At 44.0% G+C, this 18,427-nt stretch carries 13 protein-coding genes, 1 CRISPR repeat array and 1 riboswitch; of the genes, 10 read left to right on the top strand and 3 right to left on the bottom strand.

What is annotated here, in order from left to right; all coding sequences use genetic code 11:
- Positions 1-272: 272 nt before the first annotated feature.
- Both CS060_RS10125 and ade read right to left on the bottom strand, forming a co-directional pair.
- Complete coding sequence (locus CS060_RS10125; protein WP_035049469.1) at positions 273-884, bottom strand: hypothetical protein; 612 nt, start codon at positions 882-884, stop codon at positions 273-275.
- Between the two features lie 41 nt (positions 885-925).
- Positions 926-2,638, bottom strand: a complete 1,713-nt coding sequence (gene ade / locus CS060_RS10120; protein ID WP_035049471.1) for an adenine deaminase — start codon at positions 2,636-2,638, stop codon at positions 926-928.
- A 23-nt stretch (positions 2,639-2,661) separates the two neighbouring features.
- A riboswitch (purine riboswitch) is annotated at positions 2,662-2,763 on the bottom strand.
- Between the two features lie 143 nt (positions 2,764-2,906).
- On the opposite strand from ade, the gene gatC reads away from it, so the two are divergent.
- From gatC to gatB, 3 genes are read left to right on the top strand one after another with little or no spacing between them, the layout of a single operon-like run.
- A complete protein-coding gene (gene gatC / locus CS060_RS10115) occupies positions 2,907-3,197 on the top strand; it encodes an Asp-tRNA(Asn)/Glu-tRNA(Gln) amidotransferase subunit GatC (RefSeq protein ID WP_009360719.1) in 291 nt (96 codons plus the stop codon).
- Between the two features lie 12 nt (positions 3,198-3,209).
- Entirely contained in the window at positions 3,210-4,667 is a 1,458-nt protein-coding gene (gene gatA / locus CS060_RS10110) for an Asp-tRNA(Asn)/Glu-tRNA(Gln) amidotransferase subunit GatA (RefSeq protein ID WP_035049475.1), read from the top strand.
- A 14-nt stretch (positions 4,668-4,681) separates the two neighbouring features.
- Positions 4,682-6,112 (top strand): Asp-tRNA(Asn)/Glu-tRNA(Gln) amidotransferase subunit GatB, encoded by a 1,431-nt coding sequence (gene gatB / locus CS060_RS10105; protein WP_035049478.1) that lies wholly within the window; start codon positions 4,682-4,684, stop codon positions 6,110-6,112.
- Between the two features lie 38 nt (positions 6,113-6,150).
- Here gatB and CS060_RS10100 read toward each other — a convergent pair whose 3' ends face one another.
- Entirely contained in the window at positions 6,151-6,693 is a 543-nt protein-coding gene (locus CS060_RS10100; RefSeq protein WP_035049480.1) for a coiled-coil protein, read from the bottom strand.
- Between the two features lie 180 nt (positions 6,694-6,873).
- Between CS060_RS10100 and CS060_RS10095 the strand changes: the two genes are divergently transcribed.
- From CS060_RS10095 to CS060_RS10065, 7 genes are all read left to right on the top strand, one after another.
- Complete coding sequence (locus tag CS060_RS10095; protein ID WP_035049482.1) at positions 6,874-8,355, top strand: TIGR02677 family protein; 1,482 nt, start codon at positions 6,874-6,876, stop codon at positions 8,353-8,355.
- Between the two features lie 11 nt (positions 8,356-8,366).
- Positions 8,367-9,533, top strand: a complete 1,167-nt coding sequence (locus CS060_RS10090; RefSeq protein WP_099668923.1) for a TIGR02678 family protein — start codon at positions 8,367-8,369, stop codon at positions 9,531-9,533.
- Positions 9,523-13,662, top strand: coding sequence for a TIGR02680 family protein (locus tag CS060_RS10085; RefSeq protein WP_035049528.1), 4,140 nt, complete (start codon positions 9,523-9,525; stop codon positions 13,660-13,662). The genes CS060_RS10090 and CS060_RS10085 overlap by 11 nt, the downstream gene beginning before the upstream one ends.
- Complete coding sequence (locus tag CS060_RS10080) at positions 13,646-14,878, top strand: TIGR02679 family protein (RefSeq protein WP_035049483.1); 1,233 nt, start codon at positions 13,646-13,648, stop codon at positions 14,876-14,878. Before CS060_RS10085 ends, CS060_RS10080 begins: the two co-directional genes overlap by 17 nt.
- 101 nt (positions 14,879-14,979) lie before the next feature.
- A complete protein-coding gene (locus tag CS060_RS10075) occupies positions 14,980-15,282 on the top strand; it encodes an ArsR/SmtB family transcription factor (protein WP_035049485.1) in 303 nt (100 codons plus the stop codon).
- A gap of 72 nt (positions 15,283-15,354) precedes the next feature.
- Entirely contained in the window at positions 15,355-16,131 is a 777-nt protein-coding gene (locus tag CS060_RS10070) for an SDR family NAD(P)-dependent oxidoreductase (protein ID WP_035049488.1), read from the top strand.
- A gap of 15 nt (positions 16,132-16,146) precedes the next feature.
- A complete protein-coding gene (locus CS060_RS10065; RefSeq protein ID WP_099668922.1) occupies positions 16,147-17,496 on the top strand; it encodes an aldehyde dehydrogenase in 1,350 nt (449 codons plus the stop codon).
- 150 nt (positions 17,497-17,646) lie between these two features.
- Positions 17,647-18,408: direct repeats of the CRISPR family, unit length 36 nt; unit sequence GTCATAGTTCCCCTGAGGTTATTGCTGTGTTATGAT.
- Between the last annotated feature and the right edge of the window lie 19 nt (positions 18,409-18,427).

Below are 18,427 nucleotides of genomic sequence, written 5' to 3'. Positions count from 1 at the left end.
GGTTACCTTTACCATACAGGAAAATTCGCATTTTTTGTACCCTCTATTTCTTCTATGCACACTTACCTTCAATGATCAAGTACAACTTGTGGTGAAGAGCCATATTTATTAATTTAATTCGTAAAAATTCCAAATAACCCTCTTAGAGAGGGTTATTTGGCATGCCTGAAAAATGTGATATTCTTTTTCTTCAGCTAATGATCACAGACATTGCGCATGGGATACAGCAATGCCTAACCACTAAACTTGACGGGTATGGGGAAATGCCCTCTCTATGAAAATAGCCGATTTCTCATTTTGAAAAGTTCGCGTTCTGTCATCGTTGTTTTATGAACGGTGAAATCAACGTCAAGTTGGAGATTGTTAAGGCGTTCGTTGAATTGTTCGTAGTGGGAGTCAATTTTTTCGTTTAGTGCGTGGATTTCTTGTTTCATTGCTGTCATTTCACCGCGCATATGATGGACATCCATTGTTAAAGCTTCAAGCTTTGCGTCCGTTTCGTCTTGACGATGGAGAAGAGCGTTCATAAGATCGTAAAGCTCTTTTTGTCCATTTTTTAATGCTTGTTGCTCCTCGCGAATGAGTTGCTGCTCTTTGCGGAATGCATTCATTTCCTCCCGCAACAAGTTTATTTCTTCGCGGAATGTTTTCTGCTCTTCGCGAATAGCCATTTGTTCTTCGCGAATAGCCATTTGTTCCTTACGAATAGCTTTTTGTTCTTCACGAATGGCTCGCTGTTCTTCGCGAATGGCTTTTTGTTCTTCACGAATGGCTTTTTGCTCTTCACGAATGTCCTGCAACTCTTTTTGGATGTCTGTGACGACGAGTAAAATTTTCTCCAATAATTGCTCGCTCATCTTCTCACCTCCTTTGCACACAACCATATTATAACATCATTCGACAAAAAGTGGGATAAAAAATCCCTCTATGCTTCCACGTCTATAAATTGAAACGATGAAACGTCAAATAAACCTTGATCGGTTAGTTTCAGTTCCGGAATGACTGGCAACGCTAAAAAGGCGAGCGTAATAAATGGATTGAATTCGTCTGATGCTCCAATCGTTATTAAAGCATCGTGTATCTTTTGCAGTCGTTCTAATACGTCTTCAAACCTTTTCGCTGTCATGAGACCGCTGATTTCAAGCGGCAAGTCTGCCAACACGCGTCCGCTTTCGACAACAGCAAGTCCACCGTTTATATGTTTTATATGTTCAATTGCAACGATGATGTCGTTATCGTTCGTTCCGGTGGCGATGATGTTATGTGAATCATGAGCAATCGATGACGCAATCGCTCCTTTTTTCAGTTGAAAGCCGTTGACGATGCCAACACCGACACCGAGACCGCGATGACGTTCAACGACAACAAGCTTTAATAAATCTCGCTCGATCGACGGTTGAAAGACGCCATTTTCGACATCCACTTCTGTTATGAGCCGTTTTGTATGCAAATGATTTGGGATAATTTGAATGACATTTGCTTGATTTCCGCGTGTAAACGGAATTTGCACATCTTCTTTTGTTATCTTTTTGGCATGGACCGATTGAGTAATCGCTTTGTCGATCGAAGTTGCTTTCGCCACAGAAAAGGTAGCGCATCCGTTTTCAGCAACAAGCGTCCCTTTTTTAAAGACATGTGTAATCGAAAACGACTGTAAATCATCCACAAGCAAAAAGTCGGCATCATACCCAGGAGCGATCGCGCCTTTCGTATATAGGCGATAACATTCTGCGGCGTTTAATGTCGCCATTTGAATCGCTGTTATCGGCTCTATACCAGCTTGAATCGCTAGACGAATATGATGATCGATACTTCCTTCATTGACAAGCTCATCAATATGTTTATCATCTGTGCAAAATAAAAAGCGGCGCGCGTTATATGTATTGACAGCTGGAAGTAGCTTGTTCAAATCTTTTGCGACCGACCCTTCGCGAATTAAAACATACATGCCACGTTGAACACGAATGAGCGCTTCGTCTACGGTGACACATTCATGATCGGTATGAACATTTGCGCTTCGATACACGTTCACAGCTGTTTCATCCAGTCCAGCTAGATGACCGTCGATTAGTTTATTTGCTTCCATCGCAGCGGCTAGTTTCGCAAGCATAGGTTGCTTTCCTTCTAGAAGTGAAGGATAATCCATCACTTCCGCAAGCCCAAGCACGCGCGGATGGGAGAAAAACGGTGTTAACTGTTCAGCGTGCAATGTCGCGCCAGCATGTTCAAAATCGGTGGCGGGTACGCATGATGGCAACATGACATATACATCAAGCGGAATGTGGTCGGAATCGTTTAGCATAAATTCAATGCCTTTTGTTCCAGCGACATTCGCAATTTCGTGCGGATCAGTAATGACGGTAGTGACGCCGTGTGGAACGACGACGCGAGCAAATTCGCTCGGTGTAACCATGGATGATTCAATGTGGACGTGTCCGTCAATTAGCCCAGGACATACGTATTTCCCTTTGGCGTCAATGATGGTTTGCCCGTCATATTCTCCAATGCCGACGATTTTTCCGTCGGTAATCGCAATGTCTCCTTCGATGATATCGTGGGTAAAAACATTGACGATTTTTCCGTTTTTCACAACAACATCAGCGATTTGTCTTTTGGAAGCTACTGCAAGTTGTTTCATAGATGTTCCTCCTCTTCAACTCGATACGAGGAGCGATCCCCCGTAGTCAAACGATTTACGGTCGTTTGGTAGAAACTTTCGGACCATATTTCCGAAATTATACGAGTTGTTTTTTTAAAAATTTTTTTCATTCTACAACGTTCATCGTTTTTTCGTCAATGAATGATTTTTTCTGTAAGTAAAATGAATGGCAAATGTTGCTTCACTGCGCGAAAGTTTGGTATCATCATAGTATTGTGAAAGGTCGACAATATCGGAGGTGAAAGAAATGTCACGAATTTCAATTGAGCAAGTCAAGCATGTGGCGCATTTGGCGCGCTTAGCGATTACAGAAGAGGAAGCAGCGATGTTTGCGAAGCAATTAGATGCGATTATTACGTTTGCCGAGCAGTTAAACGAGTTAGATACAGAAAACGTTCCACCAACATCACACGTGCTGAATATGAAAAATGTGATGCGTGAAGATGTACCGACAGCTGGACTTCCGTTAGAAGATGTATTGAAAAATGCACCAGACCATCAAGACGGACAATTCCGAGTGCCAGCCATTTTAGAGTAAGGGGGGAAAACGATGTCACTGTTTGATTATAAACTATCGGAATTACATGGGATGTTACATAAGAAAGAAATTTCTGTATCTGATTTAGTAGATGAATCGTTTAAACGTATTCATGAAGTAGAAGAAAAAGTACAAGCGTTTTTAACGTTGAACGAAGAACAAGCGCGTGCGAAAGCAAAAGAGTTAGATGAGAAACTTGCAACGGAAAAGGAATTTGGTTTGCTTTTTGGAATGCCAATTGGCATTAAAGATAACATTGTGACAAAAGGGTTACGCACAACGTGTGCGAGCAAAATTTTGTACAATTTCGACCCGATTTACGATGCAACAGTCGTTGAGCGTCTCAATGAAGCTGATGCAGTAACGATCGGTAAATTAAATATGGACGAGTTTGCGATGGGGTCTTCGACAGAAAACTCGGGCTTTCAACTCACGCGCAACCCGTGGGATTTAGAGCGCGTGCCGGGCGGCTCTAGCGGCGGTTCAGCAGCGGCAGTAGCGGCAGGCGAAGTACCGTTTGCGCTTGGGTCAGACACGGGCGGTTCGATTCGCCAACCAGCTGCGTTTTGCGGGGTTGTTGGGTTAAAACCGACGTATGGGCGCGTATCGCGCTATGGGCTTGTTGCGTTTGCGTCCTCGCTTGACCAAATCGGTCCAATTACGCGCAACGTGGAAGATAACGCATATTTACTACAAGTCATCTCTGGTGTAGACCCGATGGACTCTACTTCTGCCAATGTCGATGTACCTGACTACGTTTCTGCCTTAACAGGCGACATTCAAGGGTTAAAAATTGCTGTACCGAAAGAATATTTAGGCGAAGGGGTATCAGAAGAAGTGCGCCAGTCGGTGCTTAATGCCCTAAAAGTATTAGAAGGCTTAGGCGCAACGTGGGAAGAAGTATCGCTTCCTCATTCAAAATATGCACTAGCAACATACTACTTATTAGCGTCTTCCGAAGCATCGGCAAACCTTGCGCGCTTTGACGGTGTTCGTTACGGCTATCGGACAGACAATGCGAAAAATTTAATGGAGATGTATAAGCAAACGCGTAGCGAAGGATTCGGCAATGAAGTGAAACGCCGCATTATGCTCGGAACGTTTGCATTAAGTTCAGGCTACTATGATGCGTACTACAAAAAAGCGCAAAAAGTGCGGACGCTCATTAAACAAGACTTTGAAAACGTCTTTGAAAAATACGACGTCATTATCGGACCAACAACGCCAACGCCAGCGTTTAAAATCGGCGAGAAAACAAACGATCCGTTAACGATGTATGCCAACGACATTTTAACAATTCCAGTCAACCTTGCGGGTGTTCCAGGCATCTCAGTGCCGTGCGGATTTGTCAACGGGTTGCCAGTCGGTCTGCAAATTATCGGCAAGCATTTTGACGAAAGCACAATTTACCGCGTGGCGCATGCGTTCGAACAAGCAACAGATTACCATAAACAAAAACCAACGTTGTAAGGGGGGAAATAGTGATGAATTTTGAAATTGTCATCGGACTTGAAGTGCACGTCGAGCTGAAAACAAAATCGAAAATTTTCTCAAGCAGCCCAAATGCATTCGGAGCGCCCCCAAACACACAAACGAGCGTCATTGACTTAGGGTACCCAGGCGTCCTTCCGGTGCTAAACAAGCAAGCGGTTGAATTTGCGATGAAAGCGGCGATGGCATTAAACTGCGAAATCGCGACAGAAACAAAATTTGACCGGAAAAACTACTTTTATCCGGACAATCCAAAAGCGTACCAAATTTCACAATACGACCAACCGATTGGACAAAACGGCTGGATTGAAATTGAAGTGAACGGCAAAAAGAAAAAAATTGGAATTACGCGCATTCATTTAGAAGAAGATGCAGGAAAATTGACGCATACAGGTGACGGTTATTCGTTAGTCGATTTCAACCGTCAAGGCACACCGCTTATTGAAATTGTCTCTGAGCCAGATATTCGCTCGCCAGAAGAAGCGTATGCATATTTAGAAAAATTAAAGTCGATCATTCAATATACAGGTGTATCCGATTGTAAAATGGAAGAAGGCTCGCTTCGTTGTGATGCGAACATCTCCCTACGTCCAATTGGCTCAGACAAATTTGGAACGAAAACAGAATTGAAAAACTTAAACTCATTTAACTTCGTTCGCCAAGGGCTTGAGTACGAGGCGAAACGTCAAGAGAAAATTTTATTGTCTGGCGGTGTGATCCAGCAAGAAACACGCCGTTTCGATGAAGCGACGAAAACAACGATTTTGATGCGCACAAAAGAAGGTTCGGAAGACTATCGCTACTTCCCAGAACCAGATTTAGTGATGCTTTATATTGACGATGAATGGAAAGAGCGCGTACGCGCGTCGATTCCAGAGCTTCCTGATGCACGGAAAAAACGGTACATTGAGGAACTTGGTTTGCCAGAGTATGATGCGAAAGTATTAACGTTGACAAAAGAAATGGCAGATTTCTTTGAAGAGACGGTTGCGAATGGAGCGGATCCAAAGCTTGCTTCGAACTGGCTGATGGTTGAAGTATCTGCCTATTTAAACGCAGAACAAAAAGAATTGCATGACATTGCGTTAACGCCAGAAAGTTTAGCAGGCATGATTAAACTCATTCAAAACGGAACGATTTCGTCAAAAATTGCGAAGAAAATCTTTAAAGAACTTGTGGAAAAAGGTGGCGATCCAGAGCAAATCGTCAAACAACAAGGGCTTGTGCAAATTTCTGACGAAGCAACGTTGCGCAGAATCGTATTGGAAGTGCTCGATGCGAATCCGCAATCGATTGAAGACTTTAAAAACGGAAAAGACCGTGCGATCGGCTTCTTAGTCGGTCAAATTATGAAAGCAACAAAAGGACAAGCAAACCCACCTCTTGTGAATAAGCTATTGCTTGAAGAGATCAATAAACGATAAGGATAAAGCGGCATTGCCCTCGGACAATGCCGCTTTTCTTACAGATGAACAAGCTTTTGCAAGGTGCTTTCTACTTTAAATACACGATTGTTTAATACTTGGATGCTCGATTCGTGGTCGGTGAGGGCAGAGAGTACTTTCTCTTCGAGTATGTTGGTTAAGCGGGTGATGTTTCCTTGCATGTTGTGGATATCGAGTGCGAGTGCATCGTATTTTGCGGCGAGCACCTCTTGACCGTGACGAACCGCTTCACAAATCGCCTTCGTTTCGAGCGTTCTTTCGTCAAGTAACTGTATTTTCTCATCGAGCGCTTGCACTTTTCCGTCGAGTACTCGTACTTTCTCATCGAGTACTTGTACTTTCTCATCGAGTGCTTGGATTTTTTCGTCAAGTGCTAGGACTTTGCCATCGAGCGTTTGAACTTTTTCGTCAAGTGCTTGAACTTGTTGGCGTAAGGAAGATACTTCTTTTTCAAGAGATTCCACCTTTTTCTCCACTGCTTCCACTCGTTTTTCTAGCGATTCGACTTTTTCTCGAGTTGCTTTTACTTCGTGAAGGATTTCATAAAGCAACTGTTCCACCGTATTGTTCACCTCCTTTTCGTTTCCATTTTACACGAATCGACAGCGGATGACTAGCGAACATGTTCATTTTTTAGGAAAGCTGGTTGAGGAGCACATTTTCCAAACGATGTTTTAGTAGAGAACGGCTGGCGAATCAATTACAATGATAGTAGATGAATGATAGAAGGGGAGTACGAGATGGATACGTCATGGCTAAAGCCGATTACAGAGGCGAAATATTTAGTAGTTGACAATGCATATCGGTACCGCGCGATTTTGCGCTATTTTTATACGCAGCACGAGCGAATGCGCCAATATTTGTTTCCAGAAGAAGTGTACGCTTTTTTAAAACAATTCGATGAATTTCAAGCGTATACAGAAGAGGAGCTGCAACAAGACTTAGAGCAGCTCGTCAAATGGAAAAACTTAATCGCTAGACAAGAAACGGGCCATATTCGGACGATTGAGGAATTTAAAAAGAAACGGTTTCGCTATCAATGCAGCCCGTATACGGTCGAAATCGAACGAATGATTCGCACGCTTGAGCAGCTAGGGGATACGTTTGGCGGCTCGCTCGAAAAAACACGATTTGATCGCCTGTATGCATCACTTGTCCGAATGGAATCGATTATTCACGCTGGATTTGTCGAAAAACGAGAGGAAATGAATCAAGTGTGGGAAGAAACGTTCGATTATTTTAAAAAAATCATCCAAAATTCTGCCGATTACATCGCCTATTTAAACGGAGAAAACATGGAAGAACGGATGATGTCTGATTCGTTTCTCGTGTATAAAGAGCAATTTACCGCCTATTTGCGCGATTTTATCGTCGCATTGCAAAAAACATCGATGCAAATTGAAAAGCTGCTCGAAGACTTGCCAGAGGAAGGTGTGCGCCGATTGATTGAGGAAGTAGTTGCTTACCAACTCGCCATTCCCCGTTTTGAAGGCGCAGTTTTTTCGCGTGAACAGCTAACGGAAGAGAAGCTAGACACGTGGCGCAGTTTAAAAGAATGGTTTTTAGGGCGAAACGGCCACGAAAGTGAACTGTCGTTTTTGCAAAAGCAGACGAACGAAGCCATTCGGCGAATGACGCGTGTCGTTCAGCGGTTAGGGGAGCGCCATCATCATTTTCGCAGCCGAAAGAAAGACTACTTGCATTTAGCCAAATGGTTTTCGTCATTAGAAACGGTAGAAGAAGCACATAAACTGTCCGCGGTTGTGTTCGGCTGTTTCCATACGAAACACATCGTCGCCGAAAATGATGCAACGGAAAACATGTACCGCGATATTTGGGAGGAACAACCGGCAGAATGGCTCGTCAAACCGCGCGTTCGCCACTATCGAGAAAAGAAAAAGCCAGAAGCAATGATCGATAGGCGAAAAGAAAAAGAGGAAACGATGACCGCCTACTTAGCAGCGAAGCAACAAGAAGAAGAGCAGCTGGAACAACTCATAAACGACAGGAAAATCATACTTCGGGAACTCCCGGTCGTTGCTTCGCATATCCGCAAGACGTTGCTCGGATGGATTGCGAAAGCGATGGGGCGGGAAGACCGTATCGTGCAAACGGAAAACGGATGGAAAGTGAAAGTGGTCCAATGCGAAGGAACGATTACACTGAAAGCAGAAGATGGTACGTTAATGATGCCAAATTACGAAATCCATTTGCTAGACTAGGAGAAGAGAGAATGGAAAAAGAGTTTGATGAGAAAGCGAAAGAAGCGTTAACGGCGTTGTTTGAACATTTTTGGATTGTTCGGGAAAAAGAGCCGGAACTTTTTCAAAAAATACGCGAACGCGAAAAAGTGTTAAAGCGATATGTGCAAGAGAAATTCGGCTATCGGCTCATTGTCCACCGCTATTTTGCTAAGCTCGAAAAAATACCAGCCGAGCCAGAAGCGTGGATGGGAATTGAGTCGTTTCAAGAACCGCTCGATTACGCGTTGTTTTGTTGCTTGTTAGCATATTTAGAAGGAAAAGCGGTCGAAGAAAAATTTTTATTATCTGACGTATGCGAAGAAATAAAAGCGATGTATCCAGGTGAAACAGCGCTTGACTGGACGAACTATCAACATCGGCGCGCTCTTATTCGCGTGTTGAAAACAGCCGAGCAAATCGGGATTGTACATCACGTCGACGGGGAACTCGAGGCGTTTGCCAATCAAGAAGACGAAGAAGCGTTGTATGAAGTCCCTGTATTGTCCCGTTATTTTATGCGCTCGTACCCGAAAGATTTTATTCAATATGAAACGATCGAGCAGCTGCTTGAAGAAGAATGGAAAGCAGCGCCGGACGACTACCGTCGCCACTTTATTTATCGGCAGCTCTTTTTATCGCCTGTTGTATATCGTCGGCAAAAAGACGATCCAAACTTTTATTACTTGCGCAACTTCCGCCACCGATTGCGTGACGACATCGAAGCGCATACCGATTTTCGCTACGAGCTATATAAAAACGCAGCGTTGCTAACCATTCCAGAACGGCAACATGTGTATACATTGTTTCCAGATCAAAAAGGGGCGTCGGATATTATCCTTCATTTCGCTTCTGTCGTTCGCAATCATTTGGACAACTATCCACCGGATGAATACGGACAAATTCATGTGACGATGTCCGATTTTCAGCAGTTGCTCAATCACTGTATGGAGCAATATGGCGAAGGCTGGAGCAAAACGTATCGAGAAATGACATTGGCACAACTTTCATCTGAACTGCTCTCTGCTTTAAAAGAATGGAAAATGGCAGAGCATGAACAGGGAACGGGCATGGTGACTCTTTATCCGTTGCTTGGACGGCTTGTCGGTCGATATCCAGACGATTTTCTAATGAAAGGAAGAGACGATGATGACGAATAAATGGGTGCTTCATCGCGCGGGATTGATTAATTTTTGGTATTACGATGAGCAATATTTCGAATTTGCTGACGGCAAGTTGTTGCTTCGCGGGACGAACGGTTCTGGGAAGTCAGTGACGATGCAAAGCTTGCTTCCTGTTTTATTGGACGGCAAAAAAACGCCGGACCGGCTCGACCCGTTCGGTTCTCGGGCACGGCGAATGGAAGATTACTTGCTTGGTGAAAAAGAAATTGTCGATCGCGATGAACGGACAGGTTATTTGTTTTTAGAATATAAACGAAAGCAGACGGAGCAATATGTGACAACGGGAATCGGGTTGCGGGCAAAGCGGCAAAAAAATATGGATTTTTGGGGGTTCGTCATTTTTGATAACCGCCGCATCGGTCGCGATTTATTTTTATATAAAACGGAAAAATCAGCGAACGGAACAGAAAAAATCCCGCTCACGAAACGCGAGTTAGCCAATTTGCTTGGCAACGGCGGAACGGTTGTTGATTCACAAAAAGAATATATGGAGCTCGTCAATAAGCACATCTTCCGCTTTGAATCGATGGAGGCGTTTCAAGAATTAATTGAGCTATTGATTCAATTGCGCAGCCCGAAACTATCGAAAGATTTTAAGCCGACGGTTATTTATGAAATTTTAGAAAGCTCGCTTCCGGCGTTGACAGACGACGAGTTGCGCCATTTATCGGAAACGATTGAAAATATGGATCAAACAAAGCAACAACTCGAGCAGCTAGAGCGCGACGAGCAATCGCTAAAGCGGCTTTGTGCGCAATATCGAGCATATAACGAGTATATGATCGCAGAAAAAGCAAGTGAATGGATAAAGGCAGACAAACAGGTGAAGCGGCTAGCAGAAGAAGGAAAACAATGGCTTACGGAAGAAGCAGAAAAACAAACGCACCTTGCGGATTTGAGCGAATATATTCAAACGCTTGCAAACGAACAGGACGTATTGCATCAACGAGAAATAGAGTTAGCGAGCCACGAAGTGTTCCAAGCGACAAAAGAATATGAACGAGTTCAACAAGAAATAAACGACATTCACGAAAAGCAACAAAAACTATTGCGGCAAATTGACGAGAAAGAGCAACTAGAACGCCGCTATAAGCGCCAGTTAGGAGAAGACGAAGATCGGCGGTATCAGATAGAAAAGCAACTCGCACAGCAACTAGAAGATTTACGGCACGATGCGATGGAAAGTTCATTTTCTGCGCATGATCTGAACGAAGCTGATTTCTCTCGCCAGCGCCAAACGAAATTTGACTTTACCGTCTGGAAGAGAGAAGGGCAAGAATACGCCGAAAAACTAGAACAGGCGATTGCGCTTTGGCGCCGACACGACGAAATGAAGGCGCGCTATGAAGAGACGAGTAAAGAGGTAGGTGACTTGCAGCGGGAAGTAGACGAATTGCGCCATGAAGAAACGAAATGGCTCGAACTGTTAGAAAACGAAAAATCACGGTTCCAACAAGAAGTATTTCGCTGGCTCGAACAATGCCAAGACGTTTTCGTACGAGAAGCATCTGTCCAACTATTTTTACAGCGCCTCCATGAACTATACGAAACGTATCATGTCGATGAGATGAAGCAGCCGTTTACGGAAGCGTATTACGAAGCACTCAATCGAAAAAACGAAGAAAAAATGGCGCAAAAGCATGCGTGTGCGTTATTAGAAGAGAAGATTGCCGCAAAAGAGGCGGAATGGAACCAATGGAAAACGCAAAAAGATCCCGAGCTAGCGCGCGATGAACAAACGATGGCAGCGCGGGCGGAGTTAGACGAAAAAGGGATTGCTTTCGTCCCGTTTTATGCAGGAGTGGAATTTCAAGACCACGTACCAGAACCGCTTCGGGAGCGGATTGAATCCGCGCTATATCACGCTGGGCTGCTCGATGCGTTGATTACGGAAACCGATGTCGAAGTAAGTTGTGACCGAGTGATTGTCCCACGCCCAATCGAAATGGCGCATACATTAGCAGACTATTTACAGCCGGACGTAGATGAAGAGTGTGGGGTTTCAAAAGCGCGCATTAAAGAAGTACTCCAAAGCATCGTGCTTGCCGATAGAGAAATGGACGGGGCGTTTATGCTCAACGAAGAGGGGCATTATACGCTTGGAATAGTCAAAGGGCATGCTCCGGCAAGGGAAAAAGCGCTGTTTATCGGACGGGCTGCCCGCAAGCGTTGGCGGCTAGAAAAAATCGCTGCCCTTGAAGCGGAATTAATTGAGCTTCGTGCTCAGTTGCACGAGCAAACCGATAGGCTCAAACAGCTCGAGCAGACGATTGCGCAAATAAACAGCTGGTTTCGCGCCTTTCCAACCGACCGCGACATGCGCGCAGCTTTTGAAGAACGGGAAAAAACGAAACGAATGACGATAAGCAAGCAACAAGAATGGGAGCGGAAAAACGAGAAGCTTGCCCAACTAGCCCGCGACTGGCAACAAGCAAAACAAACGTTGCGCGAGTACACCGAGGGACTCGATTTAGAGTTTTCCAAAGACGGCTATGAACAGGCGCTTCTCTTTATGAAATCGTATATGCGCGGGCTTCACGAACTGCAAATGATTCATCGGGAGTTTCTTCATTTGCTCGACATGATTCGCCATCGTACAGAACAGCTAGAAACGGTACAACAAGAAATCGATGAAACAAAAGGTGAACGACATGTGCTTGCAAAAGAGCAGCAAAAACTCGAACTAAAACGGCAAGAAGTCGAACGCACGCTGCAACTAATGGGCGCAGAAGAAATTCAAGCAGAGATTCAACGCGTTCGTGACCGGTTAGCATTTTTACAGCGAGAAATGCCAGCGAAACTGAACGAGCGTATCGCGCTAGAGCATGAGCTAAAAGCTATTGGCGAAAAATGCGAACAGTTGGTGGTGAAAGAAGCGTTCGCTAAGCGGTTAGCGGAGGCGTGGAAGCGGTCGTTTGAGCGAGAGGTCGCCCTTGAACTTGTTGACCTGCATGCCCATGATACGTTCGAACAGGCGAAAGAGGCGATTCAGCGATATGGGGCGCTGTTAAAAGAAACGAGAACGTCGCTTGTGAACCGATTAAATAGCATCTTTTTTCAAGAATCAGCGAATTTAACGGAATACCGGCTCAGCCAAGAGCCAGTCTCGGTAGAGGAAACGAATCCATTTATCGATATCGAATTAGACGAAGAAATGGAATTAAAAGTCGCAGGGTGGAGAGAAAAGCAAGACCGCATCGTCCTTTTGCTTGATTATAAAGGGCAGCGCGTATCACCATTTTATGTACTACATGAAATCGAGCATGACATTTTCTTGCAGCGCGAATATATGAAAGAGCAAGACCGCGAATTGTATGAAGAAATTATTTTAAAAACAATCGGGCGGATTTTGCGCAGCCGCATTCAACGGGCGGAGCGTTGGGTAAAAGATATGAACGAACTAATGCAACAGCTCGACACATCTTCCGGTCTTGTGTTGTTTATTCAATGGAAGCCGCGCACTGCGGAAACGGAAGAAGAGATGGATACGAAAGAGCTTGTCGAATTGTTGCGGATGAACTCGCGGCTATTAAAAGAGGAAGATTTGCAGCGAGTGACGAAACATTTCCGCTCGAAAATTAACCGCGCCCGCGAGTTGTTAGAAGAGCGTGGTCAAGGCAATACGCTGCACCAAATTATTAAAGAAGTGTTGGATTATCGGAAATGGTTTTCGTTCACCCTTTATTACCAAAAGACGAACGAACCGAAACGGGAGTTGACGAACCAACGTTTCTATCAATTTAGCGGCGGGGAGAAAGCGATGGCGATGTATATTCCGTTATTTGCCGCGACGTATTCGCGCTATCAAGAAGCGGCAGAAGATGCACCGTACATTATTTCGCTCGATGAAGCGTTCGCGGGGGTAGACGAAAATAATATTCGCAACATGTTCGGGCTTGTCGAACAACTTGGGTTTAATTATGTGATGAACTCGCAGGCGCTTTGGGGCGATTACGATACAGTTCCGGCGCTATCGATTTGTGAACTCGTTCGTCCGAAAAACGCCTCGTTCGTGACCGTCATTCGCTATTATTGGAACGGAAAAGTAAAGCAGCTTGTCGCTGAGGATGCAAGAAAGGGTGAGCTCATTGAACCGATTAGATGAGGCGGTGCAATTTTTTCGCGGTGAACGTTCGTTTCACCGCCTTTTTTGCGAAATGAAAAAGAAATACGAATCGCTTGGCCGCATTGGCGGCACGATTTCCGTTGCATCTTTTTCAATGGAAGAAAAAGATGCGATTGCGTCGTTTTTTGGCAAAGAAATGAGCCGTGTGTCGCTCGCAGCGTTTGAACAACAGCTTACTAATACAAGGTTTGCCGGTATTTCGCTGATTGAACTATTAGAGCATTATTTTGGCGAACCGCTTGTGACGAAAAAAGAACAGCAGATAGAAGCGGAGCGGGAAAAAGAAGCATATTTTACACGGTTGATGCATACGTATCGAGCACAGCGCGATTGGCTGATAGCGGTAGAGAAGCAGCGGTTTGTGCAATTAGCATATCAACAAACTCCTCAAACGTTAGAGGTAGCACTTTCTGCCGTTTGCCGCGCGCTTGAACAGCTTCCGTCCACTTACACGCGCCTTCCTGTGTTTGCGCAAAAAGTAACAAACGACCCCCATGCGTTTGATTTGCATACCCTCTCAGGGAAGCTATTGCTTTCGGCGCTGCAATTTTATGCGGACACCGAGTACGACCTTTCGTCGGTAGAAGACGTGAACGAACTATTGCAGTCGTATCGGCTGTTGCGGGAAGATGTGTTAAACTTTGTGACGTGTGTTGGCGTGATGGCAGAAATAGAGAAGGGTCGCCATCCTGTTTTCGCTGCTGCATGCGAAACGAATACGGCGCTAAATGTGCCGCTTCGGGAAGTAATGCCGTTGACACGGGCGTATCCGTCCATTGGCAACACCGTCTTTGTCGTCGAAAATGCGGGCGTGTTTTCGACGCTATTAGATGCGAACGTGCCGCTCATTAGCACAAACGGTCAGCTCAATTTAGCGACGATGTGGCTGCTTGATTTACTTGTCCAAGAAGGAGTCATTCTCTGTTATTCGGGCGATTTTGACCCAGAAGGATTAAAAATGGCGCAGCGCCTTGTCGAGCGGTACGGGCAATCGGTGCGGCTTTGGCATTACGACTGTTCTGATTATTTGGCGACAAAACCGACCGTTCCGCTATCCGACGAGCGCTTAGCGAAATTGCAATCGGTTACGCTTTATGACTTGCAAGCGGTAAAACAAGAAATGTTGCGGCGGAAAAAAGCAGGATACCAAGAGGCGCTTGTTGAACAGTTGAGGGGGGAGGTGAAGAGAAGGTAAAAGATCTATTTTTCGAATAATGTATTGACAATTGGAGAGAAAGAGAATAAGATAAGAACATCAAATATTTAAACTTTTAAACAAAAGAAAGGAAGAGGGGAATGGGACAGAAAGCGATCGAGGTGTTTCGATCGTGTATACCATTATTTCAAGCGTTAAGCGATCCTCATCGCCAAGATATTGTATTGCTGCTTGCGGAACACGATAAGCTAACAGTCAATGAAATTACGGAACGGTCAAGTTTATCGCGTCCAGCGATTTCGCACCATTTAAAAATTTTGCGTGACCAACGATTAGTGTCGGTAGAACAAAAAGGGACATTGCGATACTATGTATTATCTATCGAAAAAGCTGTTGAATTATTGAAAGATTTAATTCATGCTGTTGAGAAGGAGTGCCTTTAGATATGCTAAAGGCCAAATTTTTCATTTTATATGTTTAAGTTTTTAAACGTTTAAAAAAAGGAGATACAAGAAATGAAAAAGAACGTATTAATCACAGGGGCATCAAGTGGGATTGGCTATGAGTTTGCCACACGATTTGCGAAGGAAGGGTATAACATTATTGCAGTAGCCCGAAACAAGCAGAAATTAGATGAACTGAAGCATCAGCTAGAAAAAACATACGGAATAGCAGTATGGATATATAATAAAGACTTATCGAATCAAAACGAAGTCCGTGATTTGTATGACACATTAAAAAACGAGCAACTTGATGTGCATATTCTAGTCAATAACGCGGGATTTGGGTTGTATGGGGAATTTGTGGGGACTGAGTTACAAAAAGAATTAAATATGATTGGTCTAAATATAAAGACGCTCACTCATTTGACGAAACTAGTCGTCGTAGATATGGTAAAAAGAAACGAAGGGAAAATTTTAAACGTTGCATCAACGGCTGCTTTCCAGCCAGGTCCATTAATGGCTGTATATTATGCGACGAAAGCGTATGTGTTATCTTTTTCAGAAGCATTAAGCAACGAGTTGCGACACACGAATGTCACTGTGAGTGCGCTATGTCCAGGACCAACGGCGACAGGATTTGCCGATCGAGCGAACTTACAACAATCGAAATTGTTTAAAAGCGGTGTGATGGATGTTAAACAAGTAGCGGAGGCTGGGTACAAAGGAGTAATGAACAATAAAACCGTCATTATTCCGGGGGTGGCGAATAAACTCCTTGCATTTAGTGTTCGCTTTATGCCACGTAAATTCGTTACGAATATTGTCAGAAAGGTTCAAGATCGGGTGTGATGAGGGGGAAACGGAATGAACGAATTGCTCGAAAAACAAAAGCGCTACTTTCATACAGGAGAAACGCTTTCTCTTGATTTTCGTTTAAAACAATTAACACGACTAAAAGAAACGATACAAAAATATGAACAGACCATCGCGGACACGTTAAAAAAAGAGTTGCATAAATCACCGCTTGAAGCGTATACAACGGAAATCGGCATCGTTTACGAAGAGATTCGTTTTGTAACGAAACGTCTAAGCGATTGGATGAAGCCGCAACGTGTACCGACACCGTTGACCCACTTTGGCTCAAAAAGTTACATATATCCAGAGCCATACGGTGTCAGTTTAATTATTGCGCCATGGAATTATCCATTTCAGCTTGCGATCAGTCCACTTATCGGCGCGATTGCGGCAGGAAATTGTGCGGTAGTGAAGCCGTCGGAATATACACCGGCGATGTCGGCATTATTGAAAACGATCATTTCAGAAGTGTTCCCAGAGGAGTATGTTGCTGTTGTAGAGGGAGGAGTAGACGTTAGCCAGCAGCTATTGGATTTGCGCTTTGATCATATTTTTTTCACCGGAAGTGTGCCGGTCGGAAAAATCGTTATGGCAGCAGCAGCGAAACATTTAACACCTGTCACATTAGAACTCGGCGGGAAAAGTCCTGCGATCGTCGATCAGTCTGCCCATATCGACTTAGCTGCTAAGCGAATCGTATGGGGGAAGTTTTTAAATGCGGGACAAACGTGTATTGCACCGGATTATGTGCTCGTGCATGTGTCTTTTAAATCGTTACTTATTGAGCGAATGAAGCGATATATTGAGCAATTGTACGGTGATAAAAATACGTACAGTCGCATAGTGACGGTGCGACATACAGAACGGCTCGTTCGCTTCTTAACAAACGGTAAAGTTGTACACGGTGGAACATACGACATCGAGCAACGTTGGATTGAGCCGACGTTGCTAGATGATGTGACCTGGGATGATGACATTATGCAAGAAGAAATTTTTGGACCGATATTGCCAATTGTTACATTTGAAACAATAGATGAAGCGATTCAAATGATCAACGATTACGAAAAGCCGCTTGCGCTTTATTTGTTTTCAGAAGATCGCGATGTGCAACAACAAGTATTACAACAAGTTCGTTTCGGTGGAGGATGTATTAACGACACGATCATGCACATCGCCAGTCCACATCTACCATTTGGTGGCGTTGGACAAAGCGGAATTGGTGCATACCATGGAAAAGCAAGCTTTGATGCGTTCACTCACTACAAGAGTGTATTAAAACAAACAACGAAATTCGATATTCCTTTGCGTTATCCAAACTTTCCAAATGCGCTGAAATGGGTGCGGAAGCTGTTGAGATGAAAAAAGGCTGATCCAAAGTACGGATTAGTATTATCCCCTACAGGTACAAAAAAGTGGACATTTGTTATGGTGTTCTTAAGAGTCTACCTGTAAGGGGTTTTTTATGGCCAAATGTAAATTATCAATCTATCCTTGAATAAGACACCTGAGGTCATAGTTCCCCTGAGGTTATTGCTGTGTTATGATAAAATGACACACTTATTTGATAAAAAGAAAGTCATAGTTCCCCTGAGGTTATTGCTGTGTTATGATCCGAAAGTTTTAGACTCACTATAAATCCTCGTCATAGTTCCCCTGAGGTTATTGCTGTGTTATGATAAAAAGGAGATCATGAAAAAAGCAGTAGCTGTCATAGTTCCCCTGAGGTTATTGCTGTGTTATGATCGTGGGTCAATTCGGTAAATGGAAGTTTTTGTCATAGTTCCCCTGAGGTTATTGCTGTGTTATGATTGCTACACTTTTGCACCGAAACGGAGCGGAGTCATAGTTCCCCTGAGGTTATTGCTGTGTTATGATAGACCAGTCCAACTAGAAATTAATTTTAGAGTCATAGTTCCCCTGAGGTTATTGCTGTGTTATGATTGAAGAAAAAGAAAACTGTAGAGAAACAACGTCATAGTTCCCCTGAGGTTATTGCTGTGTTATGATTCATCAGCAAAAATGTATAGCGAGAACGGCGTCATAGTTCCCCTGAGGTTATTGCTGTGTTATGATTTTCTGTCTAGCAGAACAACTATTTCTGAAGTCATAGTTCCCCTGAGGTTATTGCTGTGTTATGATTTTGCTACTATGATAGAAAGAACATTAGTGGTCATAGTTCCCCTGAGGTTATTGCTGTGTTATGATTTTCTGTCTAGCAGAACAACTATTTCCGAAGTCATAGTTCCCCTGAGGTTATTGCTGTGTTATGATTTTCTGTCTAGCAGAACAA

Source organism: Anoxybacillus flavithermus, from assembly GCF_002742685.1.
GTDB lineage: Bacteria > Bacillota > Bacilli > Bacillales > Anoxybacillaceae > Anoxybacillus > Anoxybacillus flavithermus_E.
This window is presented reverse-complemented; position numbering and strand designations above follow the sequence as displayed.

Bases quoted from the DNA above. Each gene is read 5' to 3' on its own strand.
- CS060_RS10125 (WP_035049469.1), bottom strand. From the start codon at position 884: ATGGTTGTGTGCAAAGGAGGTGAGAAGATGAGCGAGCAATTATTGGAG.
- gatA (WP_035049475.1), top strand. From the start codon at position 3,210: ATGTCACTGTTTGATTATAAACTATCGGAATTACATGGGATGTTACAT.
- CS060_RS10085 (WP_035049528.1), top strand. From the start codon at position 9,523: ATGACGAATAAATGGGTGCTTCATCGCGCGGGATTGATTAATTTTTGG.
- gatB (WP_035049478.1), top strand. From the start codon at position 4,682: ATGAATTTTGAAATTGTCATCGGACTTGAAGTGCACGTCGAGCTGAAA.
- gatC (WP_009360719.1), top strand. From the start codon at position 2,907: ATGTCACGAATTTCAATTGAGCAAGTCAAGCATGTGGCGCATTTGGCG.
- CS060_RS10070 (WP_035049488.1), top strand. From the start codon at position 15,355: ATGAAAAAGAACGTATTAATCACAGGGGCATCAAGTGGGATTGGCTAT.
- CS060_RS10090 (WP_099668923.1), top strand. From the start codon at position 8,367: ATGGAAAAAGAGTTTGATGAGAAAGCGAAAGAAGCGTTAACGGCGTTG.
- CS060_RS10095 (WP_035049482.1), top strand. From the start codon at position 6,874: ATGGATACGTCATGGCTAAAGCCGATTACAGAGGCGAAATATTTAGTA.
- CS060_RS10065 (WP_099668922.1), top strand. From the start codon at position 16,147: ATGAACGAATTGCTCGAAAAACAAAAGCGCTACTTTCATACAGGAGAA.
- ade (WP_035049471.1), bottom strand. From the start codon at position 2,638: ATGAAACAACTTGCAGTAGCTTCCAAAAGACAAATCGCTGATGTTGTT.
- CS060_RS10075 (WP_035049485.1), top strand. From the start codon at position 14,980: ATGGGACAGAAAGCGATCGAGGTGTTTCGATCGTGTATACCATTATTT.